Origin of the sequence: Romboutsia ilealis (genome assembly GCF_900015215.1) — a bacterium.
Classification (GTDB): domain Bacteria; phylum Bacillota; class Clostridia; order Peptostreptococcales; family Peptostreptococcaceae; genus Romboutsia; species Romboutsia ilealis.
The window spans coordinates 661,354-685,014 of record NZ_LN555523.1; the positions used below are offsets into that span (position 1 = coordinate 661,354).

Genomic DNA, 23,661 nt, shown 5'->3' on the forward strand with positions numbered 1-23,661 from the left:
TTATGAAAGAGTATAATTTAATTATAGTTGGCGGTGGAGCAGCAGGTATACTATGCGCAATAGAAGCTAATAAACAAGGAATGGATAATATATTATTAATAGAAAAAGACCCTGTTTTAGGTGGAGCTTTAAATTTAGGAAATTATAATATAAGTAGAGAAAATACTATAAATGGACAAGAGTATAAAAAGTCATTAATGAAATGTTTTGATGAGTGTAAAGTAGATGTAAAGCTAAATACAATGGTTTTAAAAATAGAAGAAAATAATGAAGTGCTTTGCACAAGTTCAGAATGTGGTATAGAAAAAATAAAAGGAAAAAATATAATCTTGGCTAATGGCGGCAAAGAAGGTTCAAGAGAAGCTATAAGTATGGTTGGAGATAGATGTTCTGGAATATTAACTGTAGGTATGGCTAAAAAGATATTTAGTATAGGGAATATGATACCTGGTAAAAACATTCTTATAGATGGTTTTGAAACTTTATATATGATACAAGAACAACTTAAAGATAAAAATATAAATGTTGTTGGTATAATATCTGAAAATAATGATGTTAAGACTTATGGACTTACAGATAAAATATACAAAAATTATAAGATAGCATCTATTCAAGGTGCAGGTAGAGTAACTAGTGTCACTTTAGAGAAGGATGGAAAAGAAGAAGTTATAGAGTGTGATACTTTAATGTTTGCAAGACCTATGCTTTCTGATGGATTAGTTGCTATGAGAAGTAATATAAAGCTAAATCCTACTACAACAGGGCCTGAAGTCGATGATGAATTTATGACTTCAAGAGAAAATATATATGCTTGCGGAAATGGAATATATATTCATAAATTTATAGAAGATATAGAAGAGGAATGCAGTAAATTAATAAAAGGACTTAATAATTAAATAAGTTGTTTATGTTAAAAATACCCAATAAAAAGCTACATAAAATAAGTGTTAAAAACTTACTTTATGTAGTTTTTTACTATAATATGAAAAATGATGCGGCTATAATTAAATAAACTGCAAGTAATTGAACACCTTCAAGCCAGTTAGATTCTCCATCATGAGAAACCCTATTAGCTATAAGTACAGATGCAATAAGTGCAATTAACTCAAATGGATTAAATACTATACTCATAGGTGTGAAAAATAAACTTATGAATATTAAAACTGGTGCAACAAATAAAATTATTTGTAAACTAGAACCTACAGCTATTTCAAGAGCAACATCCATTTTATCTTTTCTAGCCATAATAACTGCAGTACTATGTTCTGCGGCATTACCTATTATAGGAATTAATATTATTCCTACAAAGAATTGACTCCAACCTAAACTTTCAGTTATTGGCTCTATACCATTTACTAAAAATTCACTTTCTATAGCTATTAAAATAGTAGAAATAACTAATATGAATATAGCTTTTTTTAATGACCATTTAGCATTTCCTTCATGTTCATCATTATTATTGTAGATATGTTTATGAGTACTAAATGAGAAAAATAAACTAAGTGCATATATAACAATCATTACTACAGCCACAAAAATACTTAATCCTTCATATCTAGTATTAAGAAGTTTAGGATCTACCGTATGAGTAAATAAGGCTGGGATACATAATCCTAATACTGCAAATAATAGCATACTTGAAGAAACTTCAGATACTTTTTGATTAAACTTTTGAGTTTTATACTTAAGTCCTCCAGCTAACATACTTGCACCCACAACAAGTAATATATTTCCTATAACAGCACCTGCAATAGATGATTTTACAACATCAAATAAACCTTCTTTAAGAGCAAAAAATGATATTATAAGTTCTGTTGCATTTCCAAATGTACCATTTAAAAATCCACCGATTTTAGGTCCAGAATAAAAAGAAATTTCTTCAGTACCCTCACCCATAAGTCCAGCTAGTGGTATTATTGATAAACAGGATAGTATAAACATAACACTATCAGAAGCATTTAAAAATTTAGCTATAAAACTTATAGGTATGAATATAAGCATATATTTTAATATCTTCATTATTAAATAAGCCTCCTTATAAAGTTGCTATAGTTATGTTGCCCTTAATATAAGGAAATTATATTAATTACTTAAATATAGATAAATAAAATTATTATATAAAAATACAAATAGCCATTTTATTCAAAATAAAAATGGCTATTTGTCTATAATCTAAGAGCATATTATATTCTATTTTTTATTACAAGTAAGTATATTTTTGATAATTATATTATTTTAAAGCATCTAATGCTTTGTCATAATCTGGTTCTTCAGTTACTTCATTTAAGTATTCTACATAAACTATTTTGTTGTTCTCATCAATAACAAATACAGCTCTAGATAAAAGTCCTAGCTCCTTTATGTAAACACCATAATTTTTACCAAATTCTCTATCTTTGTAATCAGAAACTGTTTTTACTTTGTCAATTCCTGCTCCTCCACACCATCTACCTTGTGCAAATGGTAAGTCCATAGATATTGTATATATAGTTACATCACCTAATTTTGCTGCTTCTTGGTTAAAACGTCTTACCTCTGTATCACATACTGGTGTGTCTAATGATGGCACTGTTAAAAATACTCTTTTACCTTTAGTATCACTTAATTTAAATGGATTTAAATCATTATCTACAACTGTAAAGTCAGGTGCAGTATCTCCAACTTTCACTTGAGTTCCTTCTAATGTTAATGGATTTCCTTGAAATGTTACTTTCATTGCATTAGCCTCCTAATATAAATTTAAAGTCATAATTATTTTGATTTCTTGTTAATATATTTATACTTAAATTTAAGTTATAGTAAAATTTACATTTATAACTATATAAAACTTTTTTAATAATATGTTTTTATAATTTAAACTCTATTTATTTTTAGACAGTATATTTGAATCGTATACTTTTAGCTCTTTATTAACTATTGCCAAAAACCATACTAAAGATACTCCTAATATAGCATGTCCAAGCCCTGCAATATGGCTAAGACCCACAAAGTCAGAACCTATAACTTGTAAAATACCTCTGATTGATAATGTTATTATTAAGTACAATAGTCCTAAATTATACAGCACTATCCATTTATTAAAACTTTTATTATTAGAAATAGTAAAGTTTTTTTCTAGTAGTAAAACTATTATAAAAAATAAAAATCCTAGAACTAAAGTATGAGTATGAACTGATTTAAGCACAGTATATCCAGAAAAGTTATTAAGCTTTGTAAACTCTCTTGAAAAGATTCCCATAACTAGTCCAAATAATAAATAAAATGATGAAATTTTAAAATATTTTTGCATTGTATCCCCTCCAAATAGATATATAATAGCTTATACCTTATATTTAACTATTTAAACACTAAGTATAAATGAATACTTGAAATTAAAATTAATCAATTTAATTTATATATTAGAGTACATATACTTATGTTATAAATAATATTAGATAAATTTAGTAATTATAATATATTAAAATGTATTGGGGGAGATTGAGTGAATGCAATAGAAATAAAAAACTTAACTAAAGTTTATGGTAAAAATAGAGGAATACAAGATATTAATATATCTGTCAAAGAAGGAGAGATATATGGATTTATAGGCCCTAATGGAGCAGGTAAATCAACAACTATAAAAACTCTTTTAAATTTTATATACTCAACTAGTGGAGAAGCATTAATATTTGGGATGGATAGTGTAAAAGAAAGTGAGAAGATAAAAGAGTATATAGGTTACGTTCCTAGTGAAGTAAGATATTATGATGATGTTAAAGTAAAGGACATTATAAAATATGCTCAAAGTTTTTACCCTAAATCAAATAAGGAATATGTAGATAGAATATGTAATGAATTGGAATTAGATATGAATAAAAAATGGGTGAATTAAGTTTAGGAAATAAAAAGAAAGTAGCTATAGCTCAAAGTTTAATAAACAATCCGAAACTTTTAATATTAGATGAGCCAACTAATGGATTAGATCCTTTAATGCAAAAGAAATTATTTAATATATTGATAGAAGAAAAGGAAAAAGGAAATACTGTTTTCCTATCATCTCATAATTTGGTAGAGGTTCAAAATTTGTGTGATAGAGTTTGTGTAATAAAGGAAGGGAAGATTGTAGATATAATAGAAATAGAGAAGTCTAAAACAGAACTTAAATTAAAGGTAACTTTAAGTAGTAGTGACATAACCGATGATATAGTTTTAAATTTAAGTGATAAAATATTAGATAAAAATGGAAAATTATATACTTTTATATATTCAAAAAATATAGACTCTCTTGTAAAAGAGCTTGCGAACTACAAGATAGATGAATTACTAATAGAAAAAGAAAATCTTGAAGATGCATTTTTAAATTATTATGAAAATAATAAGGAGGAAGTTTAATGAATATATTTAAGTTTGAATTTAAAAGGTTATTAAAGTCTTGCATAATATGGTCACTAGTTTGTGGGGCATTAATTACTTTATTTATGAGTCTATTTCCAACAATGGAAGATATGGGAATGAAACAAATTGTAAATGATAAAATGGGAGGCATGCCTGTTGAAATACTAAAGGCTTTCAATATAGATTCTAGTATGGATTTTACAGATATATTTAATTACTTAGGTTATGCTATTCAATATATTGCTATGGCAAGTGCTGTTTATGGTGCTATATTAGGTGTTAATTCTCTTATAAGAGAGGAAAGTCAAGGTACTATAGAGTTTTTATATTCAAAGCCTATAAATAGATTAAAAATAGTTACATCAAAGCTATGTGCTATAGTTGCTATATTCTATGTTTATATCTTGATAATTGGTGCAATTACTATGGGAGTATGTTATATGGTAAAGCCTGAAGATGTTGAAGTTATGAATTTAATTATGAATATAAAAGTAGTATTTATAGGAATATTATTACTTGGACTTATATTTATATCGTTAGGAACTTTAATATCTTCAATTGTAAAATCTGATAAAGGAGCAATTCCTATATCAATAGGAATATTTTTTGTTTCTTATTTTTTAGGAATAATAGGTAAACTTAAGGATAGCTTTAATTGGTTAAAGTATTTTTCACCTTTTGATTACTATGCTCCTAGTGAAATTTTAAAAGATGGGTTTGAAGTTAAATTTATTATAATTGGAATTTGTGTAATAATTATTTCGATAATAAGTAGCTATTTTATTTATAGTAAAAAAGATATGAATATATAGTAAAAAACTTTATTATAAATTGGACTAATTTTTTATTATTGTATTATGAATATGATAAGTATAACTTGTGGTTTAGAGTGTAAACTTTGTATAAAAAATGACCTATTTAAATAATTTTAAACAGGTCATTTTAAGATATAAAGGAATTTATATAAAATAGTATCTATAGTGCTTTTAAAGCAACAGCATTTAATAAACTCCAAGGTTTATTAAAGTGTGGTTGGAAGAAGAAATCAGTCATAGCTAACTCTTCAATTGTCATTTCATTTTGTATAACTACAGATAAAGTATTCATATATTGAGTTAAATCTATATTAGATATTATTTGACCACCTAGTATTTTTCTAGAGTCTTTATCAAATACTAACTTAACTTTAGCTTCTTCAAATGTAGGCATAAATTCGGGTCTATAGTTTTCATCTATTGTTACACTACCTACATTATAATTTGTTGTGTTTTTAGCAACTTCTTCAGTAAGTCCAGTAGAAGCTATACACTTATTGTAGATTTTTATTCCAGAAGTACCTTGAGTCCCCATATATTTAAGAGTTGGTTTTATTAGGTTTTTACCAACTAAAGTACCCATTCTAACTGCATTAGTAGCAAGAGGTATATATCTAGTGTCTTTTGCAGGATTGTATTTAACTACACAGCAATCTCCAGCAGCAAAAACATCTTCTTCACTAGTTCTCATATATTCATCTATTATTATTGCTCCATTAGGTAGAGTTTCTAATTTTCCTTGAACAAGTTTTGTATTAGGAGTAAATCCTATACATAAAACTACTAAATCAGCATTATATTCACCTTTGTCTGTAATAACTTTTTCTACAGTATTAGTTCCTTCAAATTTTTGAACTTTTTGTCCTAGAACTATATTAACACCTTTATTTTTAAATTCAGTTTCTGCTATATCTGTAAATTCTTTATCTAGATATTTAGCCATAATTCTATTTTCGGCATCTATAAGTGTAGTGTTTTTACCTTGCATTTCAAATGCTTCAGCAAGTTCAACACCTATGTATCCTGCACCTATAACAACAACATTTTTAGCAACTTTACTTTTTTCTATTATATTTAAAGCATGGTTATAGTTTTTGCATAAAACTATATTATCTAAAGTACCACCTTCAAATTTAGGAACGATAGGCCAAGAACCTAAAGTTAAAACTAATTTATCATAATTATCTTCAAATACTTCGTTAGTTAATAAATTTTTTACCGATAATTTTTTATTTTTAAAATCTATATTTAAAACCTCATGTTGCATTTTAGTTTGAGCACCTAAACAGTTTAAAGCTTCAGGTGAGCTATAAAACAGCTTTTCAGTTGTGTCTATAACTTTACCTATATTTAATGCTATACCACATGATAAAAATGATACATTATTATTTTTTTCGTAAATAACAACTTCACTATTAGGATAATTTTCTTTTATATTAACAACTGCAGCAGTACCTGCATGTGTACATCCAATAACTACAACTTTCATTTTATTATACCTCCTACGAATTTTATTATTTATATTATATTTATACCTTGATTGATAAATTTAAAACAAAAAAAGTTATAAATTTATACCTCAAAAATATCAAATTTTATTAACTATATCAGTTTGGTAAAAATATATGATTAATAATTAGAATTTACAATGATTTTAAGTAGTAATAGGTTATGGTAATTAAGCTAGTTATAAAAAAACTATGTGAAATAATTGGCTATGTATTAGAAAAAAATATATATAAGTTACATTATAAAAAATAGAAAATGAAAAAAAATTTAAAAAATATTGCAGGAAAAGGATTTTGATGATAATATCTAATTATAAAAAGAAAATAAATTTCAAAAGAGGGGGAAGAAATGTTAGATATTATAAAAAATAAGCTGATAGTATCTTGCCAGGCTTTAGAAGATGAGCCATTACATAGTTCATTTATAATGGGTAGAATGGCAAATGCAGCTAAAGAAGGTGGAGCTGTAGCGATTCGAGCTCAAGGGGTAGATGATATAATAGAAATAAAAAAAGTAACATCACTTCCAGTTATTGGGATTATAAAAAGAAATTATGATGATTCAGAAATCTATATAACACCAACAAAAAAAGAAATAGATGAACTTTTAGAATCAGGGTGTGAAATGATAGCATTAGACGCAACGAATAGAAAAAGACCTAATGATGAAAGTTTACAAGAACTTATCTCTTACATAAAATCAAAAGGGATATTAGTTATGGCAGATATATCAAATTATGAAGAAGCTATAATTTCAGCTAAATTAGGTGTAGATTGTGTATCTACAACATTAGCAGGATATACATCTTATACAGAATGTTTAGAAGGTCCTAATTTAGAACTTATAAAAATGCTTGTTAAAGATTTGGATATACCGGTTATTGCCGAAGGTAAAATAAATACACCAGAAGATTTAAAGAACGTTTATGAGGCTGGAGTATATTCAGCAGTAGTAGGTTCTGCTATAACAAGACCACAATTGATAACAAAAAAGTTTGTAAATGCAATAGAAATATAAAATATAAAATTAAAATAAAATTTAGAGGAGATTGAAAAAATGAAAGGAATTTATTCAGCTTTATTAGTATCATTTGATAAGGAAGGTAATATAAATGAAAAGGGATTAAGACAAATAGTAAGACATAACATCGATGTTAATAAGGTAGATGGACTTTATGTAGGTGGATCTACAGGAGAAAATTTTATGTTATCTACCGATGAAAAGAAAAGAATATTTGAAGTAGTCAAAGATGAAGTTAAAGATCAAATAAAATTAATAGCTCAAGTAGGATCAGTTAATTTAAAAGAAGCTGTAGAACTTGCTAAGTTTGCTACAGACTTAGGATATGATGCATTAAGTGCAGTAACTCCATTTTACTATAAGTTTGATTTCAAAGAAATAAAGCATTACTATGAAACAATAATAAACTCGGTAGATAACAAAATGATAATATATTCAATACCATTTTTAACAGGGGTAAATATGAATTTAGATCAATTTGCTGAGTTATTTGAAAATGATAAAATCATAGGAGTTAAGTTTACAGCAGCAGATTTTTACTTATTAGAAAGAATGAGAAAACGATTCCCGGAAAAGTTAATATATGCTGGATTTGATGAAATGATGTTATCAGCTACAGTATTAGGAGTAGATGGAGCAATAGGTTCAACATTTAACGTAAATGGCATAAGAGCTAGACAAATATTTGAATTAGCTCAAGAAGGTAAAATAGCAGAAGCATTAGAGATACAACATGTAACTAATGACTTAATAACTGATATATTAGAAAATGGATTGTATCAGACAATAAAAGCCATACTTGAGGAACAAGGTATAGACGCAGGATTCTGTAGACAACCAATGAAAGAATCTACTCCAGAAATGAGGGCTAATGCAAAAGCAATGTATGAAAAATATTTTCAAAATCAAGACAGTATGTTAAACGTATAATAACTATATAAATCATAATTAAAACCGGGATTATATACTATAAACTTTTAGGGTTTATAATCTAAAAAGTTATTATAGTTATAAGATTTAAGGGGGAAATAAAACTATGAATAACATGGTTGGTTTTACAAAGATAGATTTTGCAATATTAGTATTATATTTAGTTGCAGTTCTATTTGCAGGACTTTTCTTTTCTAAAAAAGAGATGAAGGGAAAAGAGTTTTTTAAGGGAGATGGAACTATACCTTGGTGGGTTACATCAGTTTCAATATTTGCAACATTACTAAGTCCGATATCTTTCTTATCATTAGCAGGTAACTCTTATGGGGGAACTTGGATATTATGGTTTGCTCAATTAGGTATGTTTATAGCAGTACCTTTAACAATAAAGTTTTTCTTACCACTTTATAGTAGGTTGGATTTAGATACAGCTTATCAATATTTAGAGATAAGATTTGATAGTAAGGGCTTAAGAATTCTTGGAGCTTTAATGTTTATTATATACCAAATAGGACGTATGTCTATAATAATGTATTTACCTTCAGTAGTATTAGCAGAACTTACTGGAATTTCAGTAAACATTCTTATAATAGTAATGGGTATAATAGCAATCATTTATTCATATACAGGTGGACTAAAATCGGTTTTATGGACAGACTTTATACAAGGTGTGGTACTTATAGTGGGGGTAATAGGAACATTATTCTTCTTAATAGCTAATATAAATGGCGGTGTAGGTACTATTATGGAAACTTTAACAAGTGGCCAAAAGTTCATTTCGTCTAATGAAGTAATATTTGATATTAATATATTAAAATCAAGTGTATTCATAATATTTGTAGGTGCAGGACTTAATACGTTCTCATCTTATGTATCAAGTCAGGATATAGTACAAAGATTTACGACAACAACAAACTTAAAAGAATTAAAGAAAATGACTTATGGTAATGGTTTATTATCAATAACAGTTGCTACAGTATTTTATTTAATAGGCACTTGTTTATTTATATTCTATACACAAAATCCAGAGTTAGCTCAAACAGCTAAGCAAGACCAAATATTTGCTTCATATATAGCATATCAATTACCAGTAGGTATAACTGGTATATTATTGGCTGCAATATATGCAGCGAGTCAGTCTACTTTATCAACGGGTCTTAACTCAGTTGCAACAAGTTGGACTTTAGATATACAAACAATGATAAGTAAGGATATGAGTTTTGAAAGACAAACTAAGATAGCACAATATATATCTTTAGGAGTAGGTATAGTTGCAATAGGAGTTTCGGTGGTACTTGCAAATGGAGAAATAAAATCAGCGTATGAGTGGTTTAATAGTTTTATGGGATTAGTACTAGGAGTTTTAGCTGGAATATTTGTACTTGGGGCATTCTGCAAAAGTGCAACAAAATTTGGAGCTTATATAGGGTTTGTAGTATCTGCTATATTAGTTGTATATTTAAAATATAATGTACCAGATGTAACTTCTTGGTCATATTCATTAATAACTATAACAACTTCAGTTATAGTTGGTCAAATAGTAAGTATGATACAATTACATATTACTAAAAGAAAAAATAACGTAAGAGAAGACTCGACTATTTATTATGAAGTTAATTAACTGGAGGAACTTAGTATGATATTTGGGAATATAAATCATGAAAAAACTTATGCTAAATTAGATAAAGATTTATTTAATTGTCTTGAATATACAAAGAATAATAATTTAGTTAAGCTTGAAAAAGGAAGTTATGAAATCGATGGTAAGAATATATTCGTAAACATAGTTGAATATGATACTTGTGAAAAAGAAGACAGATTTTGGGAAGCGCATAAAAAGTATATAGATATACATTTTATGATTAAAGGAAGAGAAAGGATAGAGTTGAATTTTATAGAAAATTTAACTAAAAAAGAGTACGAAGAAGAAGGTGACTTTTTATCATTAGATGGAGAATCTAATTCTTATGTAGAGCTTTGTGAAGGTGATTTCTTAATTTGCTATCCAGAAGATGCACATATGACATCTTTAAAAGTCGATGAAAAAGAGAATATAAAGAAAGCCATATTTAAGGTTATAATTAGATAATGATTATCCAAAATATTGATATAAAGGGAGAGTAGTTTTCTGCTCTCCTTTTAAGTGTATGAAGGAGAGATACTATGGAAAAAATAGATGTATTTTTATTAATAGGACAAAGTAATGCAAGAGGTGTAGGTAATCCAAAAGAAAGTGAGATACCAAATGAAAATTGCTTTGAATACTTAAAAAATGGTGAAATTATAAATATGACAACTACTTTAGAAAGTTCTGAAGGGGATGGAACAATAGCTCCGGCTTTTTCTAATAGATGGAATAAGCTTACAGGTAATAAAGTTTGTTTTATACATGAAGCTAAAGATGGATCTAGAATAAAAAATTGGAATCATGATGCCAATCAATTTTTGAATGATGCTATAGATAAGTTTAATAAAGGAATAGAAAAAATAAGTAAAAATTATGAAATAGTAAATAAATATGTTATATGGATTCAAGGTGAAAGTGACGCTAAATATGGAAGTGATATTATATATTATAAAGAAAACTTAAAATCCATAGCAAATAGATTAAAATATGAATGTAACATTGATAAAATGTTTGTAAGTTTAACTGGATATTGGTTAGGACATAAAGATTATTTGATAAGGACTAGAAGAATAGCAGCAGCACAAGAAGCAGCGTGTAATGAATGTGATATATTATGTGTTGGGAGTAAAAGAGCTATGACTTATCATGAAGAAAAACTAGTTATAGATGATGTCCATTACTCTCAAGAAGGATTAAATATATTAGGAAAGGATTTAAGCAATAATATATTTAAATATCAAAGTATTAAAGAAGATTTACAAATAGAAGATACTATAAATTTAGAAAAGGAAAGAGAATATATAAAATTTTTAGAAGAAATAAATAATAAATATTCTTAAAATAAAAGGGGGATAAATAATGAATAGATTTATATGCATAGATGTAGGCGGGACTTCTATAAAGTATGGATTGTCGAATGAAATAGGAGAGTTTATAGATAAAGGTAGTGTAGATACAGAAGCATTAGAAAAAGGCGGACCTGGTATCTTAGAAAAGATTAAAACTATATCTAAAAAGTATATAGAAGATAATGATATAGACGGAATATGTATATCAACAGCAGGTATGGTTGACTCAAAAAAAGGAAAAGTTGTATATGCTTTAGAGCATTTGATACCAGAATATACAGGTATGGAAATAAAAAGGGAAGTAGAAAAGGAATTTAATATAAGATGTGAAGTAGAAAATGATGTTAATTGTGCTGGTTTAGGAGAAACATGGTTAGGAGCAGGTAAAAATGCTAAGTCATCTGTATGTTTGACTGTTGGAACAGGAATAGGGGGATGTGTAATATTAGATAATAAATTAATTCATGGATTCTCAAATAGTGCAGGTGAGATAGGATATATGAATATAAATGGAAAAAGTCTTCAAGATTTAGCATCTACAAGTAGTTTAGTAAGAAAAATTGCTAAAATAAAAAATATATCTCAACAGGATATTGATGGAAAAATTATTTTTGATATGGCAAAAAATAATGATAAAGATTGTTTAAATGAAATCGATAATATGGTAAAATCATTAGCGATTGGTATAGCAAATATATGTTATTTAATAAACCCAGAAGTATTAATACTTGGTGGAGGGATAATGGCGCAAGAAGAATTTTTAAAGCCAAGAATAGATAAGGCATTAAAAGAAATACTTGTACCTAGGATATATGAAAATACGAAAATAGAATTTGCTAAAAGACAAAATGATGCAGGAATGATAGGTGCACTGTATAATTTTTTAAGTCAAATATAAAATAGATAGAGGGTTTTGTTATGGGAATTATAGACGAATTGAAAACGCCTAGCTTCAAAGTTACTAAGTCTGATAAAATACTTATGAAGTATATAAAAGAGAATATAGAATATGTATCGTATATGCCTATTTCTCAAATTGCAAAAGAAAGTAATATTGGAGAAGCAACTATTACAAGATTTTCAAAAAAGATGGGATTTAGCAGTTTACAAGATTTTAAAGTTACATTAGCTCAAGAAATTTCTATAAACAATAAATCAAAAACTATAATAAATAGCAATATAGAAAATGATGAACCAGCTATTGATACAGCAAAAAAATTATTAAGTTCTAATATAACTACTTTAGAAAAAACAGTGGATTTAATTAATAATCAAGATATACATAATTGTGCAAATATGATTATTAATGCTAGAAGAATATATTTTGTAGGGATTGGATATTCGGGCATAATAGCGCAAGATTCTAATTATAAGTTTATGAGAATAGGTTTAAATTGTATGAGCTTTGATAGCAGCCACACTATGATAATGATGGCATCTATAATGGAAGCAGAAGATTTATTAATAGCAATATCGCATACTGGTGAGACTGATGCCATTATAAAAACTGTGGAACTTGCTAAACAAAATAATGTTAATATAATTTCGATTACTCAAAACCAAGAATCTAAGTTAAAAGATAGATCAGATATCAATCTTGCTTATGTATCAGAAGAAACTATCCTAGAGACTGGATCTATATCTTCAAAATTAGCTCAAATATTTTTACTGGATCTTATATATACTCAAGTAGTAAAAGAAAAATCAAGCGAAGCGATTGATCGAAAGATAAAGACTACAGATGCAATAAAGTCTTTAAAAAATAATTATATATAAATAATATTTGATTAGTAGGGTAATAATATTAAACTTATTGCTCTATTTTTATATAAATGAATAAATATTATTTATAGGTAAATCTTAAATTTTTTTAATTTGAATATTCTCATTTTATAACAAAAATACCACTAGATTATATAAATATCAAATAACAAACTATAGAATAATAATTATCATTTTATAGTTTTTTTATGCTTAATGATATTGGTACTATAATACCTAAAAAATGCAGATAAATTTTGAATGTAAGTAATATAAATAAACTGTTTTTTAGCATAAAATGATTTTGAACGATGTATCAGCAACATGAAGTGTTTCGCTGATACGTCGCTCAAGTAAAGATAACTCTTTATTTAATAATGTAATCAGTGATTTTAAGTTTAAAATTAATATTGTATTTGTATTAAATTAAATAGAATTGTTTCAATATAAATATCCACATAAATACTGTAATAACACAAAAAGCAGATGTAAATACAACTATTTGACTTGCAAGATCACTATCTGAATCCATTTGTTTAGCCATAGTAAAAGATGAAATTGCAGTTGGAGCAGCAAATATAATCATAAGTGTAGAAAGTTCGACATCTCTATATCCAAACATAATACATATTGGAAGAATAATACATGGGATCAATATAGTTTTTCCGATAACAGCTATAGTTGTCTGTTTTAGATACTTCTTTATATTATCGAATTTAAAAGATGCTCCAAGTAGTATAAGTGAAAGTGGAGTAGCTATTTTTGAGACATCACTTATTGTTTTTTCTATTGCTGTAGGAATTTTAATTTTAAGAAGTAAAGTAAGTACACCTAAGCAAGATGCAATTATAAGTGGATTTTTTATTATTCCTATAAATATTTTTTTAAAATTAAGTTTGCCACCTCTGAAAGTTTCTAGTGCAAGTACTGATAGCATATTGAAAAGAGGAACAATAACTGCAATTAAAAGAGCAGCAACACCAACTTTTTCACTTCCAAATAAGGACTCTGTTATAGGAAGACCAAATATTACAAAGTTACTTCTAAATAATCCTTGGAGTAGAGCGCCTCGCTTTTTATTATCTTTTTCTATTAATGGAACTAATAAATATAAAATTAAATATAAAACTATTACACAAGTTACTGAAAATATTATTAGCTTTAAATTGAATGTGTCATGTAAATCAGTTTTATATATGTTGTAAAATAATAACATTGGTAAAAATGATTTAAATGTAATATTGTTCATTCTATCCAATGTACTATTATCAAACAAATTAAGATATTTAAGAAAATATCCTAATGACATTGTAAGAAATAATGGCAAGACAACATTAAGCGATAATATAAGATTTTCCATAGTAAATCCCCCCAAATTATAATAATTGTTAATATACACAATTATAGATTTAATAATTTCAAAAATCAAATATAAGCATTTTTTTAGTATTTACTAGATTTTAATACTATTTATATAATATTATAGATAAATTTAAATCTAGCTTGATTTATAGCCTAATAATATTTAAATAATCTAATTTTATTGATAATTTAATTGAAAAATATAAATCTATATGAGATAATAAATAAAATTTGAAAAGATATAATAGGCAATAGAGAGGATACATAATATGATAAATATAAGAGTTGAACAGGAATTAGATTATAAAATAGTTGAAGATGTTATAGAAAATGCATTTTTAAATGCAGAATTTACAGACAACCAAGAGCATAATTTAGTTAATAGACTTAGAAAGAGTAGTGAATTTATACCAGAGTTATCTTTAGTTGCAGAGATTGATAATAAAATAGTTGGTCATATACTTTTTACTAAAATAAATATAGAAAGTAATAAAGAATCTTTTGAATCACTAGCCTTAGCTCCACTCTCCGTATTGCTAGATTATCAGAATAAAGGTATAGGTAAAGCTCTTATGAATTATGGATTAGAAGTTGCGAAAAATTTAGGGTATGAATCTGTAGTTGTTTTAGGTCATGAAAATTATTATCCTAAGTTTGGATTTAAAAAAGCAAGTGAGTTTGATATAAAACCTCCATTTGAAGTGCCGGATGAGGCATTTATGGCATTAGAACTAAATAAAAATGGGCTAAAGAATGTAAGCGGAATAGTTAAATACTCAAATGCTTTCTTTGAATAAATAAGTAAAATATTTGAAATTAATTAAATATAAATAAAAAAGGGCTGAATATAATTTTAAAATTATATTCAGCTTTTTACGTTTAATGATATTATAATACTTAAAAAAATATGGACAATTTTTAAATGTAAGTAATATCATTAAACTAGTTTTGATTGTAAAAAAATTTTGAAATGTTACGCCCACACAGGGGCTCAAGTAACAGATGAATCTGTTGATGAAATAAAAAATAGTATTCAGCGTGCATTGAAGTGTTTAGCTGATAAGTCGCTCAATCTAAGCGTATTTTTTTGAAAATTTTTTTATAATTTATAATTCTTTTGGACAATTTATAATAGTACTGTATAAATTTGAAGTGAGCTGTTTGGACAATGCAAATTTTCAATAATATAAAAAATTTAAATGTAGATACTAATATTAAATAATCTGTTATGGAGGATGAGTATGAGAGCATTATTATTTAGAATCATTTATTTTTTTATATTCTTTGGAACCTCTACTATAGCTGGAATGTTGATTCCATTTTTACAATACAAAGGATTTTATCCCATACAAACAGGAAGTTTAATTAGCTTGTTTACTTTAAGCGGTTTAATAGGTCTTTTTTCCGTTGGATATTTTTGTGATAAGCTTAAAACTATAAAAAAAGTATTATTTCCATCACTTATAATAACGACTATTACAGGAACTATAGCAATTTTATTTAATAAAGGTATAGCATTTTACTTAGGATTTTTTTTAATGGGATTATTTAATGCTATGTTAGGGCCACTTTGCGATAGTTGGATTATGGAGAGTAGTGATGATATAAAATCCAAGTTTGGCCAACTAAGAGCTTTTGGTTCTGTAGGCTGGGCATTTGGAGTTTTAATCGTAGGTTTTGTTATTTCAAATTTAGGATATAAATATGTAGTATATATATATATGGGAGCACTTCTAGTTGGAATAATTTGCGCATTTAGATTAAAGGATGTAGCCAAAAGTTATGAAGGAAGTATGAGTTTTAAACTTTTATTAACAAATAAAGACTATATATTTATAGTAGTTACACTTTTAATTATATGTATAGGATTTAGAGGATATTTACAATTACTACCTTACGGGATAGAGAGAATTGGAGGGGATACATCAAACTTGGGTATATATAATTTTATATGTTCAGTAAGTGAAATAGTTATGCTAATACTTTGTAGTAAGATAATGCATAAACTAAGTCCAGATAAATTGATTATATTATCTCCTATAGCAGTATTTATACAAATGTCAGTACTTTATTTCATACCCAATATTTATGCTATATATTTAAGTGGATTACTTCAAATATTTACATATCCAATTATTCTTATGGTAGGAAGAACTATGATAGATAGAGTGTGTCCTGCAAATTTAAAAACAACTTCTCAGCTTATGGGATTTGCTATGTTTAATAGCTTAGGAGTTATTATTGGTTCTTTTGTAGTTGGTTTTTTAATAGAATATTTAAAAATTGATAGAGCTATTCTTGTTATGATGGGAGTAGCACTTTTAGGAGTTTTATGCGCCATATTTTATGATAGAAAAACAAAGGATAAGACTATATAATAGTATAGATGTAAGATATAAACTAATAATAAAAAATATTTATATATAATTTTAGAAATTTTCTAGAATAATATATAAATATGGTTATACAAGAATAATTATCGTTATTAATATAAATAATAACCTCCTAAAACTTACTAAGTAAGAAGCTTTAGGAGGTTATATTATGTTATTTGAAAATATTAAATTAAAAATAGAATATATAGAAGAATGCATAGATAATGATGTTAATAGAAGTTTTGTATTTACTGTAAATATAAAAGATTTTGACACACTTCTATTGAACTTAGTTTATGATTTAGAAGAAGATATTATAGTTAAAATTATTCTATTGATGTTGCTGTGTATCCTAAATCTGCGATTACAGCTTTTATTTGCTCATCAGATATGCTATCATCAACTTCAATTGTAGCATACTTATTTTCTAGGTTGACTTCTATTACTTTAATTCCTTGTATATCTTCAGTTAGAGCATCTTTAATATGTTTTACACAATTTCCACAACTCATTCCTTCTATTTTAAATTTTTTTCTAGTCATATACAAATCCTCCTTATATAAGATATAAATATTATTCCATTTTATAAGAAATTTATATATACAAAATGTTTAATGATGATATTACTTAAGTTGATTTTAAAGGTAACAATATAAAATAGATGACATAATATATAAAAATAGTATATTTAAATGGGGAGGATAATTTATATGGATTGTTTTAAGATAGAGGAAAACAAAGGATTAATTAGATATTTGAATGTTTTACCTTCACAACAAGCAGTTGATGTATATGTTGATAATAAGCTTTTATATTCAGATATAAAATATAAAGATTTTACACCATATGTATATATGGAAAATAGACCATATAAAATTGACATAAATGAAGCTGGTACAAAAAATATCTTAATAAGAACAACATTTAGATTACCGGATGAAGATTTATTTACATTAGCAATTACAGGAAATATTGGTCAAGAATCTTTAATAATTATAGATGAAGATATAGAACAAAAAATATCAAATACTCAAGCTATACAGAGATTTGTAAATCTATCACCAGGCTTACCAATAGCAGATGTTTTCTATGATGATAAGCCTGTAGTAGATAATATAGATTATAGAGATCAAACACTATATGAATATTTAAATCCAGGACAATATACTGTATCAGTAAGAGGTAACTTAACTGGAGAGAACATAGTAAAATCAAATATTCAATTTAAGGCAGATAGAATATACTCAATATATATAATTGGAAATCCGCCTAATGTAGAACTTTTACAATCAGTAGACGGAAATACCTATGCATGTCCACAATAGATAATATATATGTAAAAGTTCATAAAGATAATATAAAAATTCATGTGAAAGATAATGGTTTAAATTATATATTTGAAAGATTTTATAGAGTAGATAAATCTAGAAGTAAAAAGACTGGTGGTATAGGGGAGGTATTACTATAGTGAAGTCTATAGTAGATTTGCATAATGGAAATATAGAGGTTAAAAGTAAACTAAATGAAGGAAGCGAGTTTATAGTGACACTTCCAAAGTTAAATTTATAAGATGCACACAAAAATAATCCTACAAATAGGATTATTTTTGTGTATTAGAAAATTATATGAATAAAAGTGATTTTAAGCTATAAATATTAAATATCCCATATATCCAAAGTATAGTAATGATAAAGTTATACTTTCAAACTTGCTAATATCATTTTTTCTATATGCGTAAAAATAAACTAATATCGTAGATAAAATCATTATAGCTCCATTTATTATTAATTTAGGATCTACTGTCATTGGGGAAATTAAAGCTGAAGCACCAATAACAAATAGTATGTTAAATATATTAGAACCGAGGACATTACCTAAAGCTAAATCACTTTCACCCTTAGTAGCAGCTATAATTGATGTTACAAATTCAGGAAGGGAAGTACCTATTGAAACAATTGTAAGACCTATTAATTGATCATTAACACCAAAGCTGCTGGCAATATTTGATGCTGAATCTACAACTAAATTTCCACCAAAGATTATTGCAGCTATACCAATTACTGAGATTAATATAGATTTAATCATAGTGTTACTTTTTTCTATAGATTTAATATTACTCATATCAAGATCAGCAGAAGTTTCTGTATCATATAAGCTTTCTTTTCTATTTTTCATAGCAGAATTTATTAAGTAATATAAGAAAACTATAAATAAAATTAATAAAATTATACCATCTATACGATTGATAGTATTAATAGATGAATTGAAAAGTAATATATCAGAAGATAATATAATTAAGATTATAGATATTAAAAGAGTAAATGGAAATTCTCTAGATAATATTGATTTTTCAACCAGTAAAGGCTTGATAATACCAGATGCACCGATAACCATTAATAAATTAAATATATTAGAACCTATAACATTACCTATTGCCATACCATTTTGACCATTTATAGAAGCTGTAATGCTTACAGCAGCTTCTGGTGCACTGGTTCCGAATGCAACTATTGTAAGTCCTATAATAAGCGATGGTATTCTTAGTTTTTTTGCTATATTTGAAGAGCCATCAACGAAGTAATCTGCACCTTTAACAAGTAGAACAAAACCAATTAACAATAAAATATAATTCAAAATTCATACCTCCAAAATTATTTTTATAATTAAAAAAGACCTCCTAAAATAGAAAGATATAAAATATCTAACTATTTTGAAGGTCTTGCTATCAAGTACAAAAACTTGTTAATCAACCGAGTGTTTTTAAACACTGAATTGACGACTGATTAACACTAAAAGTGTAAGCTACTCCCCTTCAGGGATTTAATTAATTATATAATCATTATATGATTAAGGTTACAAAAAGATAATAAAAATTTGAATTTAAAAATAATTTATTTTTGTTTTAGCATTTAGTATTTATTTCATAAAATAAGCTGTATTTGGATCGATGTCAATATTTTAGACACGTCCTTTTTAATCTACCTATATTATAATTAGTTCGATTAATTGTGTCTATATACTTATACTAACATCAGTCCTGCAATTAAAAATCTTATAAATGAATAATTTAAGTAATGTTTATTAAAACCGTATCAAAGTAAATGATACGGTTTTATAATATTTCCATCAAAGGAGACTACAAAAAAATTATTAATTACACTTGATAATAATATGACAAAAATACAGATTTTAAATAAATTTTATTATATTTTTTTAAAATAAGAAACAATAAGAAACAATTTGGCGATATAATCATAAATATAAAATAAGGTAAACAATATCAACTTAATATGTAAAGTTAAGTCTATTATACTTAATAATTTTTTAATATATAAATAGCTATGATAAAAAATTATTCTATAAATATTAATAAAGATAAATAATACCAAATTAAGCTTATAAATATATGCATGGAGATGGTATAACATGACAGCTATAAATGAAGTTATAACTATACCAGATAAAGGTTTAGAAGAGGCTATAAAATATGAATTAAATCTAAACAAAAATTGTGAAATTACAAAAGAGAATATTAAATCACTTCGATGGTTAGATGCTTTTAATAAGGAAATTTTAGATTTAACTGGATTAGACAATGCACTAAATTTAGAAGAATTATATTTAGGATCTAATCAAATAGAAGATATAAGTATACTATCACAACTAACTAATTTAAAAAAATTGAATTTAAGCAATAATAAAATAAAAGATATAAAAGTATTATCAGGTTTAACTAAATTGCAGAAATTGTATTTAAATAATAACGAAATAGAAGATATAAGTTTATTATCAAATTTAACTAATTTGCAATGTATAGATTTAAGTGATAATAAAATAGAAAATATAGATGGATTGTCGAATTTAACTAATTTACAAAGATTATACGTAAGTAATAATAAAATAGAAAATATAGATTTATTATCAGAATTAAATAATTTGAAATGGTTAAATTTAAATAATAATCGAATAAAAGATATATCTAGGTTATCAAAGCTAACCAATTTAAAGAGATTATATTTAAGCACTAATGAAATAAAAAATATAGAAGTATTATCAGAACTAAATAATTTACAATGGCTAGATTTAAGTTGTAATCCAATAGATAATATAGCAACATTAGAAAATTTAACTGCATTAAACGAATTAAATTTAAATGATACTAAAATAGATGATATATTAGTAATAAATAAATTAAAAAATTTGAAAATATTAGAGTTAAGTAATACTAAAGTAAAAGATTTATCAATATTAAATAAACTAAAAAACTTAAAGATATTAAATTTAAGTAACAATCAAATAGAGTCTATAGAGTATTTAAAAGGATTAGAACAATTAATATGGTTGGACTTAAATAATAATCTATTAAAATTTATAGATGAATTAAAAGGATTATATAGATTAACATGGTTAGATTTAAGTAATAATCAAATAGAATGCATAGATATGTTAAAAGAACTAATAAACTTAAATGATTTAAATTTATCAAATAATAAAATAAGAGATATGAAAGGGATAGATGGCCTAGTAGGATTATTTAATTTAAACTTATCAAATAATATAGTAAGGGAGATAAAACAATTAGATATTTTAGATAATTTAAATGATTTAAATTTATCAAATAACAGAATAGAAGAAATAAAAGGATTAGATAAGCTAAATAGATTACGTGATTTAAATCTTTCTAATAATGAAATAAGGGAGATAAAGGGATTAGATGGATTAGAAGAGCTACGTAATTTAAATTTATCTTTTAATGAAATAAGAGAGATAAAAGGGATAGATAGGTTAAAAGAACTACGCGAATTAAATTTATCAGACAATAAAATAGTGGATATATATGGATTAAATAGTCTAAGAAAATTAAATTCTTTAGATTTATCTTATAATAAAATAACGGAAATAGAAGGATTAGACACTTTAGAAAGATTGTATAATTTAAATTTATCTTCTAATGGAATAAAAGAAATAAAAGGATTAGATTCATTAGATGAATTACGCAAATTAAATTTATCAAATAACAAAATAGTAGATATACAGGGGCTAAAACAACTAAAAAGACTTACAAATTTAAATTTATCTTCTAATGAAATTTTTAAGATAAAAGGATTAGAAAATATAAAAAGGTTAAATAACTTAGATTTATCTTTCAACTTAATAAGAAAAATAGAAGGCTTAGATCAGTTAGTTGATTTAGTAGAGTTAAATTTATATGATAATAAAATAGATGAAATAAAAGGATTGGATAAATTACGTAAGTTAATATGTTTAAATTTAGGTAAGTTATCTGAAAATAGCAAAATAACAGAAATAAAAGGATTAGAGAAATTAATCAAATTAGAAAATTTAAATTTAAGTAAAAATAAAATAGGAAATATAATAAATTTGAAGCATAACTTAAAGTTAAAGTATTTAAATTTATCGAAAAATGAAAATATATCGATAGAAGGAATAAAGTATTTAACTAATTTAGAAGTATTAGACTTAGGATATACAAATAGAAAAGAATTAGAAGAAGAGATACAGTTAATAACTAATTTAAAAGGATTATATTTGCGTAGTAATGAGAAAATATCAATAGAAGGAATAAAGGCGTTAACTAACTTAGAAGTATTAGACTTAGGATATACCAATATAACAGAATTAGGAGAAGTAAAAAATCTAGTTAACTTAAAAGAATTATATTTGTATAATAATAAGTTAGTATCAATAGAAGGTATAGAAAATCTAAATAAATTAGAAATATTAGATTTAAGTAGTAATCAAATTGAAAAATTAGAAGATATAAAAGGATTGGATAACTTAAAATGCATAGATAAGTTAAAAGGTTTAGATTTAAGCTACAATAAAATAATATCAATAGAAGGTATAAAAGGGTTATATAAGTTAGAAAACTTATATTTAAGAAATAATCAGATAGAAAAAATAGATAATATAAAAGATTTATGTAACTTAAAAATTCTAGATTTAAGTAATAATAAAATAACATCAATGAATGGAATTGAAAGTTTGCATAAATTAAATGAATTGTATTTGATGAATAATCAAATAAATAAATTATGTAACTTAAATGACTTATTAAATCTAGAATACTTGATATTATATAAAAATAAGATAAGTGATATATCTAAAATCCCTATGAAAATAAAATATATAGATTTAGGAGAACAAGAAATAAATTTAAAATACTATAAAAATGATGAAAATAAATATTCTTTAAATCTAAGTTTTATAAAATTACGAGATAATGATGAGTTAGATATAGATTATATATTACAAAATGGAGAATATGATAATTATACAAAAATAATGACTTGGGAAAATTTATCTACAGATAAATTACAATTTGAATTTAATAATATTGAAGATGAGTGGATAAACTTTAGTGGAATAGTTAACATACGTTTAGTAGATGAAATATAATTATTAGTATATAGAGCAAAAAACGTATCACAAATGAGTGATACGTTTTTTATATTAGTTATTATAAAGCAGAGGAAATATAGAAAATTCAACAAAAAATAATTATACAAATTTTTAGT

The 23,661-nt window shown here is 25.4% G+C and carries 24 protein-coding genes; 17 read left to right on the forward strand and 7 right to left on the reverse strand.

Annotated features, from left to right (window positions below):
- The first annotated feature begins 2 nt into the window (after positions 1–2).
- Complete coding sequence (locus CRIB_RS03080; protein WP_180703085.1) at positions 3–896, forward strand: FAD-dependent oxidoreductase; 894 nt, start codon at positions 3–5, stop codon at positions 894–896.
- A 79-nt stretch (positions 897–975) separates the two neighbouring features.
- On the opposite strand, the gene cax is transcribed toward CRIB_RS03080, so the two are convergent.
- The 3 genes from cax to CRIB_RS03095 form a co-directional block, all read right to left on the reverse strand.
- Complete coding sequence (cax, locus tag CRIB_RS03085; RefSeq protein ID WP_180703086.1) at positions 976–2,019, reverse strand: calcium/proton exchanger; 1,044 nt, start codon at positions 2,017–2,019, stop codon at positions 976–978.
- Positions 2,020–2,230: 211 nt separating this feature from the next.
- Complete coding sequence (tpx, locus tag CRIB_RS03090; RefSeq protein ID WP_180703087.1) at positions 2,231–2,716, reverse strand: thiol peroxidase; 486 nt, start codon at positions 2,714–2,716, stop codon at positions 2,231–2,233.
- A 144-nt stretch (positions 2,717–2,860) separates the two neighbouring features.
- A complete protein-coding gene (locus CRIB_RS03095) occupies positions 2,861–3,289 on the reverse strand; it encodes a DUF2871 domain-containing protein (RefSeq protein ID WP_071121040.1) in 429 nt (142 codons plus the stop codon).
- 192 nt (positions 3,290–3,481) lie between these two features.
- On the opposite strand from CRIB_RS03095, the gene CRIB_RS12595 reads away from it, so the two are divergent.
- The 3 genes from CRIB_RS12595 to CRIB_RS03105 are packed head-to-tail and all read left to right on the forward strand — an operon-like array spanning position 3,482 to position 5,186.
- A complete protein-coding gene (locus CRIB_RS12595) occupies positions 3,482–3,871 on the forward strand; it encodes an ATP-binding cassette domain-containing protein (protein WP_243633563.1) in 390 nt (129 codons plus the stop codon).
- Positions 3,859–4,371, forward strand: a complete 513-nt coding sequence (locus tag CRIB_RS12600; protein WP_243633564.1) for an AAA family ATPase — start codon at positions 3,859–3,861, stop codon at positions 4,369–4,371. Before CRIB_RS12595 ends, CRIB_RS12600 begins: the two co-directional genes overlap by 13 nt.
- Complete coding sequence (locus CRIB_RS03105; protein WP_180703088.1) at positions 4,371–5,186, forward strand: ABC transporter permease subunit; 816 nt, start codon at positions 4,371–4,373, stop codon at positions 5,184–5,186. Before CRIB_RS12600 ends, CRIB_RS03105 begins: the two co-directional genes overlap by 1 nt.
- A 163-nt stretch (positions 5,187–5,349) precedes the next feature.
- Here the strand turns inward: CRIB_RS03105 and CRIB_RS03110 are convergent, their stop codons facing one another.
- Positions 5,350–6,678, reverse strand: coding sequence for an FAD-dependent oxidoreductase (locus CRIB_RS03110; protein WP_180703089.1), 1,329 nt, complete (start codon positions 6,676–6,678; stop codon positions 5,350–5,352).
- 368 nt (positions 6,679–7,046) lie between these two features.
- Here CRIB_RS03110 and CRIB_RS03115 point away from each other — a divergent pair, with 368 nt between their 5' ends.
- The 7 genes from CRIB_RS03115 (at position 7,047) to CRIB_RS03145 (ending at position 13,400) form a co-directional block, all read left to right on the forward strand.
- Positions 7,047–7,715, forward strand: a complete 669-nt coding sequence (locus tag CRIB_RS03115) for an N-acetylmannosamine-6-phosphate 2-epimerase (RefSeq protein WP_180703090.1) — start codon at positions 7,047–7,049, stop codon at positions 7,713–7,715.
- 39 nt (positions 7,716–7,754) lie between these two features.
- Positions 7,755–8,648, forward strand: a complete 894-nt coding sequence (locus CRIB_RS03120) for an N-acetylneuraminate lyase (protein ID WP_180703091.1) — start codon at positions 7,755–7,757, stop codon at positions 8,646–8,648.
- 115 nt (positions 8,649–8,763) lie between these two features.
- The gene (locus CRIB_RS03125; protein ID WP_180703643.1) at positions 8,764–10,269 is read left to right on the forward strand and encodes a sodium:solute symporter; all 1,506 of its coding nucleotides are present in this window, start codon (positions 8,764–8,766) and stop codon (positions 10,267–10,269) included.
- A 15-nt stretch (positions 10,270–10,284) separates the two neighbouring features.
- Positions 10,285–10,737 (forward strand): YhcH/YjgK/YiaL family protein, encoded by a 453-nt coding sequence (locus tag CRIB_RS03130; protein WP_180703092.1) that lies wholly within the window; start codon positions 10,285–10,287, stop codon positions 10,735–10,737.
- 74 nt (positions 10,738–10,811) lie between these two features.
- Positions 10,812–11,615, forward strand: coding sequence for a sialate O-acetylesterase (locus CRIB_RS03135; RefSeq protein ID WP_180703093.1), 804 nt, complete (start codon positions 10,812–10,814; stop codon positions 11,613–11,615).
- Between the two features lie 19 nt (positions 11,616–11,634).
- Positions 11,635–12,522, forward strand: a complete 888-nt coding sequence (locus CRIB_RS03140; protein WP_180703094.1) for an ROK family protein — start codon at positions 11,635–11,637, stop codon at positions 12,520–12,522.
- A gap of 20 nt (positions 12,523–12,542) precedes the next feature.
- Entirely contained in the window at positions 12,543–13,400 is an 858-nt protein-coding gene (locus CRIB_RS03145) for a MurR/RpiR family transcriptional regulator (protein WP_180703095.1), read from the forward strand.
- Between the two features lie 406 nt (positions 13,401–13,806).
- Here CRIB_RS03145 and CRIB_RS03150 read toward each other — a convergent pair whose 3' ends face one another.
- Positions 13,807–14,745: an AEC family transporter gene (locus tag CRIB_RS03150; RefSeq protein ID WP_180703096.1), complete on the reverse strand. Its 939-nt coding sequence runs from the start codon at positions 14,743–14,745 to the stop codon at positions 13,807–13,809.
- A 271-nt stretch (positions 14,746–15,016) separates the two neighbouring features.
- On the opposite strand from CRIB_RS03150, the gene CRIB_RS03155 reads away from it, so the two are divergent.
- Both CRIB_RS03155 and CRIB_RS03160 read left to right on the forward strand, forming a co-directional pair.
- On the forward strand, positions 15,017–15,544 hold the full coding sequence (locus CRIB_RS03155; protein ID WP_180703097.1) for a GNAT family N-acetyltransferase: 528 nt from the start codon (positions 15,017–15,019) through the stop codon (positions 15,542–15,544).
- A gap of 444 nt (positions 15,545–15,988) precedes the next feature.
- Positions 15,989–17,125, forward strand: a complete 1,137-nt coding sequence (locus CRIB_RS03160; protein WP_180703098.1) for an MFS transporter — start codon at positions 15,989–15,991, stop codon at positions 17,123–17,125.
- 323 nt (positions 17,126–17,448) lie between these two features.
- Here CRIB_RS03160 and CRIB_RS03165 read toward each other — a convergent pair whose 3' ends face one another.
- Positions 17,449–17,664, reverse strand: coding sequence for a heavy-metal-associated domain-containing protein (locus tag CRIB_RS03165; protein ID WP_180703099.1), 216 nt, complete (start codon positions 17,662–17,664; stop codon positions 17,449–17,451).
- 168 nt (positions 17,665–17,832) lie between these two features.
- Here CRIB_RS03165 and CRIB_RS03170 point away from each other — a divergent pair, with 168 nt between their 5' ends.
- Genes CRIB_RS03170 through CRIB_RS12705 form a run of 3 tightly spaced genes read left to right on the forward strand, consistent with a single transcriptional unit; the run spans position 17,833 to position 18,691 of the window.
- Positions 17,833–18,447 carry a DUF4397 domain-containing protein gene (locus CRIB_RS03170; RefSeq protein ID WP_180703100.1) on the forward strand — a complete coding sequence of 205 codons (615 nt, stop codon included), beginning with the start codon at positions 17,833–17,835 and terminating at the stop codon, positions 18,445–18,447.
- A complete protein-coding gene (locus CRIB_RS12700; protein ID WP_180703101.1) occupies positions 18,435–18,590 on the forward strand; it encodes a hypothetical protein in 156 nt (51 codons plus the stop codon). The genes CRIB_RS03170 and CRIB_RS12700 overlap by 13 nt, the downstream gene beginning before the upstream one ends.
- Positions 18,590–18,691, forward strand: a complete 102-nt coding sequence (locus tag CRIB_RS12705) for a HAMP domain-containing histidine kinase (protein WP_180703102.1) — start codon at positions 18,590–18,592, stop codon at positions 18,689–18,691. Before CRIB_RS12700 ends, CRIB_RS12705 begins: the two co-directional genes overlap by 1 nt.
- A 72-nt stretch (positions 18,692–18,763) precedes the next feature.
- Here CRIB_RS12705 and CRIB_RS03185 read toward each other — a convergent pair whose 3' ends face one another.
- Positions 18,764–19,756 carry a calcium/sodium antiporter gene (locus CRIB_RS03185; RefSeq protein WP_180703103.1) on the reverse strand — a complete coding sequence of 331 codons (993 nt, stop codon included), beginning with the start codon at positions 19,754–19,756 and terminating at the stop codon, positions 18,764–18,766.
- Positions 19,757–20,548: 792 nt separating this feature from the next.
- On the opposite strand from CRIB_RS03185, the gene CRIB_RS03190 reads away from it, so the two are divergent.
- Positions 20,549–23,542: a leucine-rich repeat domain-containing protein gene (locus CRIB_RS03190; RefSeq protein WP_180703104.1), complete on the forward strand. Its 2,994-nt coding sequence runs from the start codon at positions 20,549–20,551 to the stop codon at positions 23,540–23,542.
- Positions 23,543–23,661 lie beyond the last annotated feature (119 nt).

Coding starts and splice junctions, on each gene's coding strand:
- CRIB_RS12600 (WP_243633564.1), top strand. CDS start 3,859: ATGGGTGAATTAAGTTTAGGAAATAAAAAGAAAGTAGCTATAGCTCAA.
- CRIB_RS03095 (WP_071121040.1), bottom strand. CDS start 3,289: ATGCAAAAATATTTTAAAATTTCATCATTTTATTTATTATTTGGACTA.
- CRIB_RS03150 (WP_180703096.1), bottom strand. CDS start 14,745: ATGGAAAATCTTATATTATCGCTTAATGTTGTCTTGCCATTATTTCTT.
- CRIB_RS03145 (WP_180703095.1), top strand. CDS start 12,543: ATGGGAATTATAGACGAATTGAAAACGCCTAGCTTCAAAGTTACTAAG.
- CRIB_RS03165 (WP_180703099.1), bottom strand. CDS start 17,664: ATGACTAGAAAAAAATTTAAAATAGAAGGAATGAGTTGTGGAAATTGT.
- CRIB_RS03190 (WP_180703104.1), top strand. CDS start 20,549: ATGACAGCTATAAATGAAGTTATAACTATACCAGATAAAGGTTTAGAA.
- CRIB_RS03080 (WP_180703085.1), top strand. CDS start 3: ATGAAAGAGTATAATTTAATTATAGTTGGCGGTGGAGCAGCAGGTATA.
- cax (WP_180703086.1), bottom strand. CDS start 2,019: ATGAAGATATTAAAATATATGCTTATATTCATACCTATAAGTTTTATA.
- CRIB_RS03140 (WP_180703094.1), top strand. CDS start 11,635: ATGAATAGATTTATATGCATAGATGTAGGCGGGACTTCTATAAAGTAT.
- tpx (WP_180703087.1), bottom strand. CDS start 2,716: ATGAAAGTAACATTTCAAGGAAATCCATTAACATTAGAAGGAACTCAA.
- CRIB_RS03160 (WP_180703098.1), top strand. CDS start 15,989: ATGAGAGCATTATTATTTAGAATCATTTATTTTTTTATATTCTTTGGA.
- CRIB_RS03130 (WP_180703092.1), top strand. CDS start 10,285: ATGATATTTGGGAATATAAATCATGAAAAAACTTATGCTAAATTAGAT.
- CRIB_RS03105 (WP_180703088.1), top strand. CDS start 4,371: ATGAATATATTTAAGTTTGAATTTAAAAGGTTATTAAAGTCTTGCATA.
- CRIB_RS03120 (WP_180703091.1), top strand. CDS start 7,755: ATGAAAGGAATTTATTCAGCTTTATTAGTATCATTTGATAAGGAAGGT.
- CRIB_RS03170 (WP_180703100.1), top strand. CDS start 17,833: ATGGATTGTTTTAAGATAGAGGAAAACAAAGGATTAATTAGATATTTG.
- CRIB_RS03155 (WP_180703097.1), top strand. CDS start 15,017: ATGATAAATATAAGAGTTGAACAGGAATTAGATTATAAAATAGTTGAA.
- CRIB_RS03125 (WP_180703643.1), top strand. CDS start 8,764: ATGGTTGGTTTTACAAAGATAGATTTTGCAATATTAGTATTATATTTA.
- CRIB_RS12700 (WP_180703101.1), top strand. CDS start 18,435: ATGTCCACAATAGATAATATATATGTAAAAGTTCATAAAGATAATATA.
- CRIB_RS03115 (WP_180703090.1), top strand. CDS start 7,047: ATGTTAGATATTATAAAAAATAAGCTGATAGTATCTTGCCAGGCTTTA.
- CRIB_RS03135 (WP_180703093.1), top strand. CDS start 10,812: ATGGAAAAAATAGATGTATTTTTATTAATAGGACAAAGTAATGCAAGA.
- CRIB_RS03110 (WP_180703089.1), bottom strand. CDS start 6,678: ATGAAAGTTGTAGTTATTGGATGTACACATGCAGGTACTGCTGCAGTT.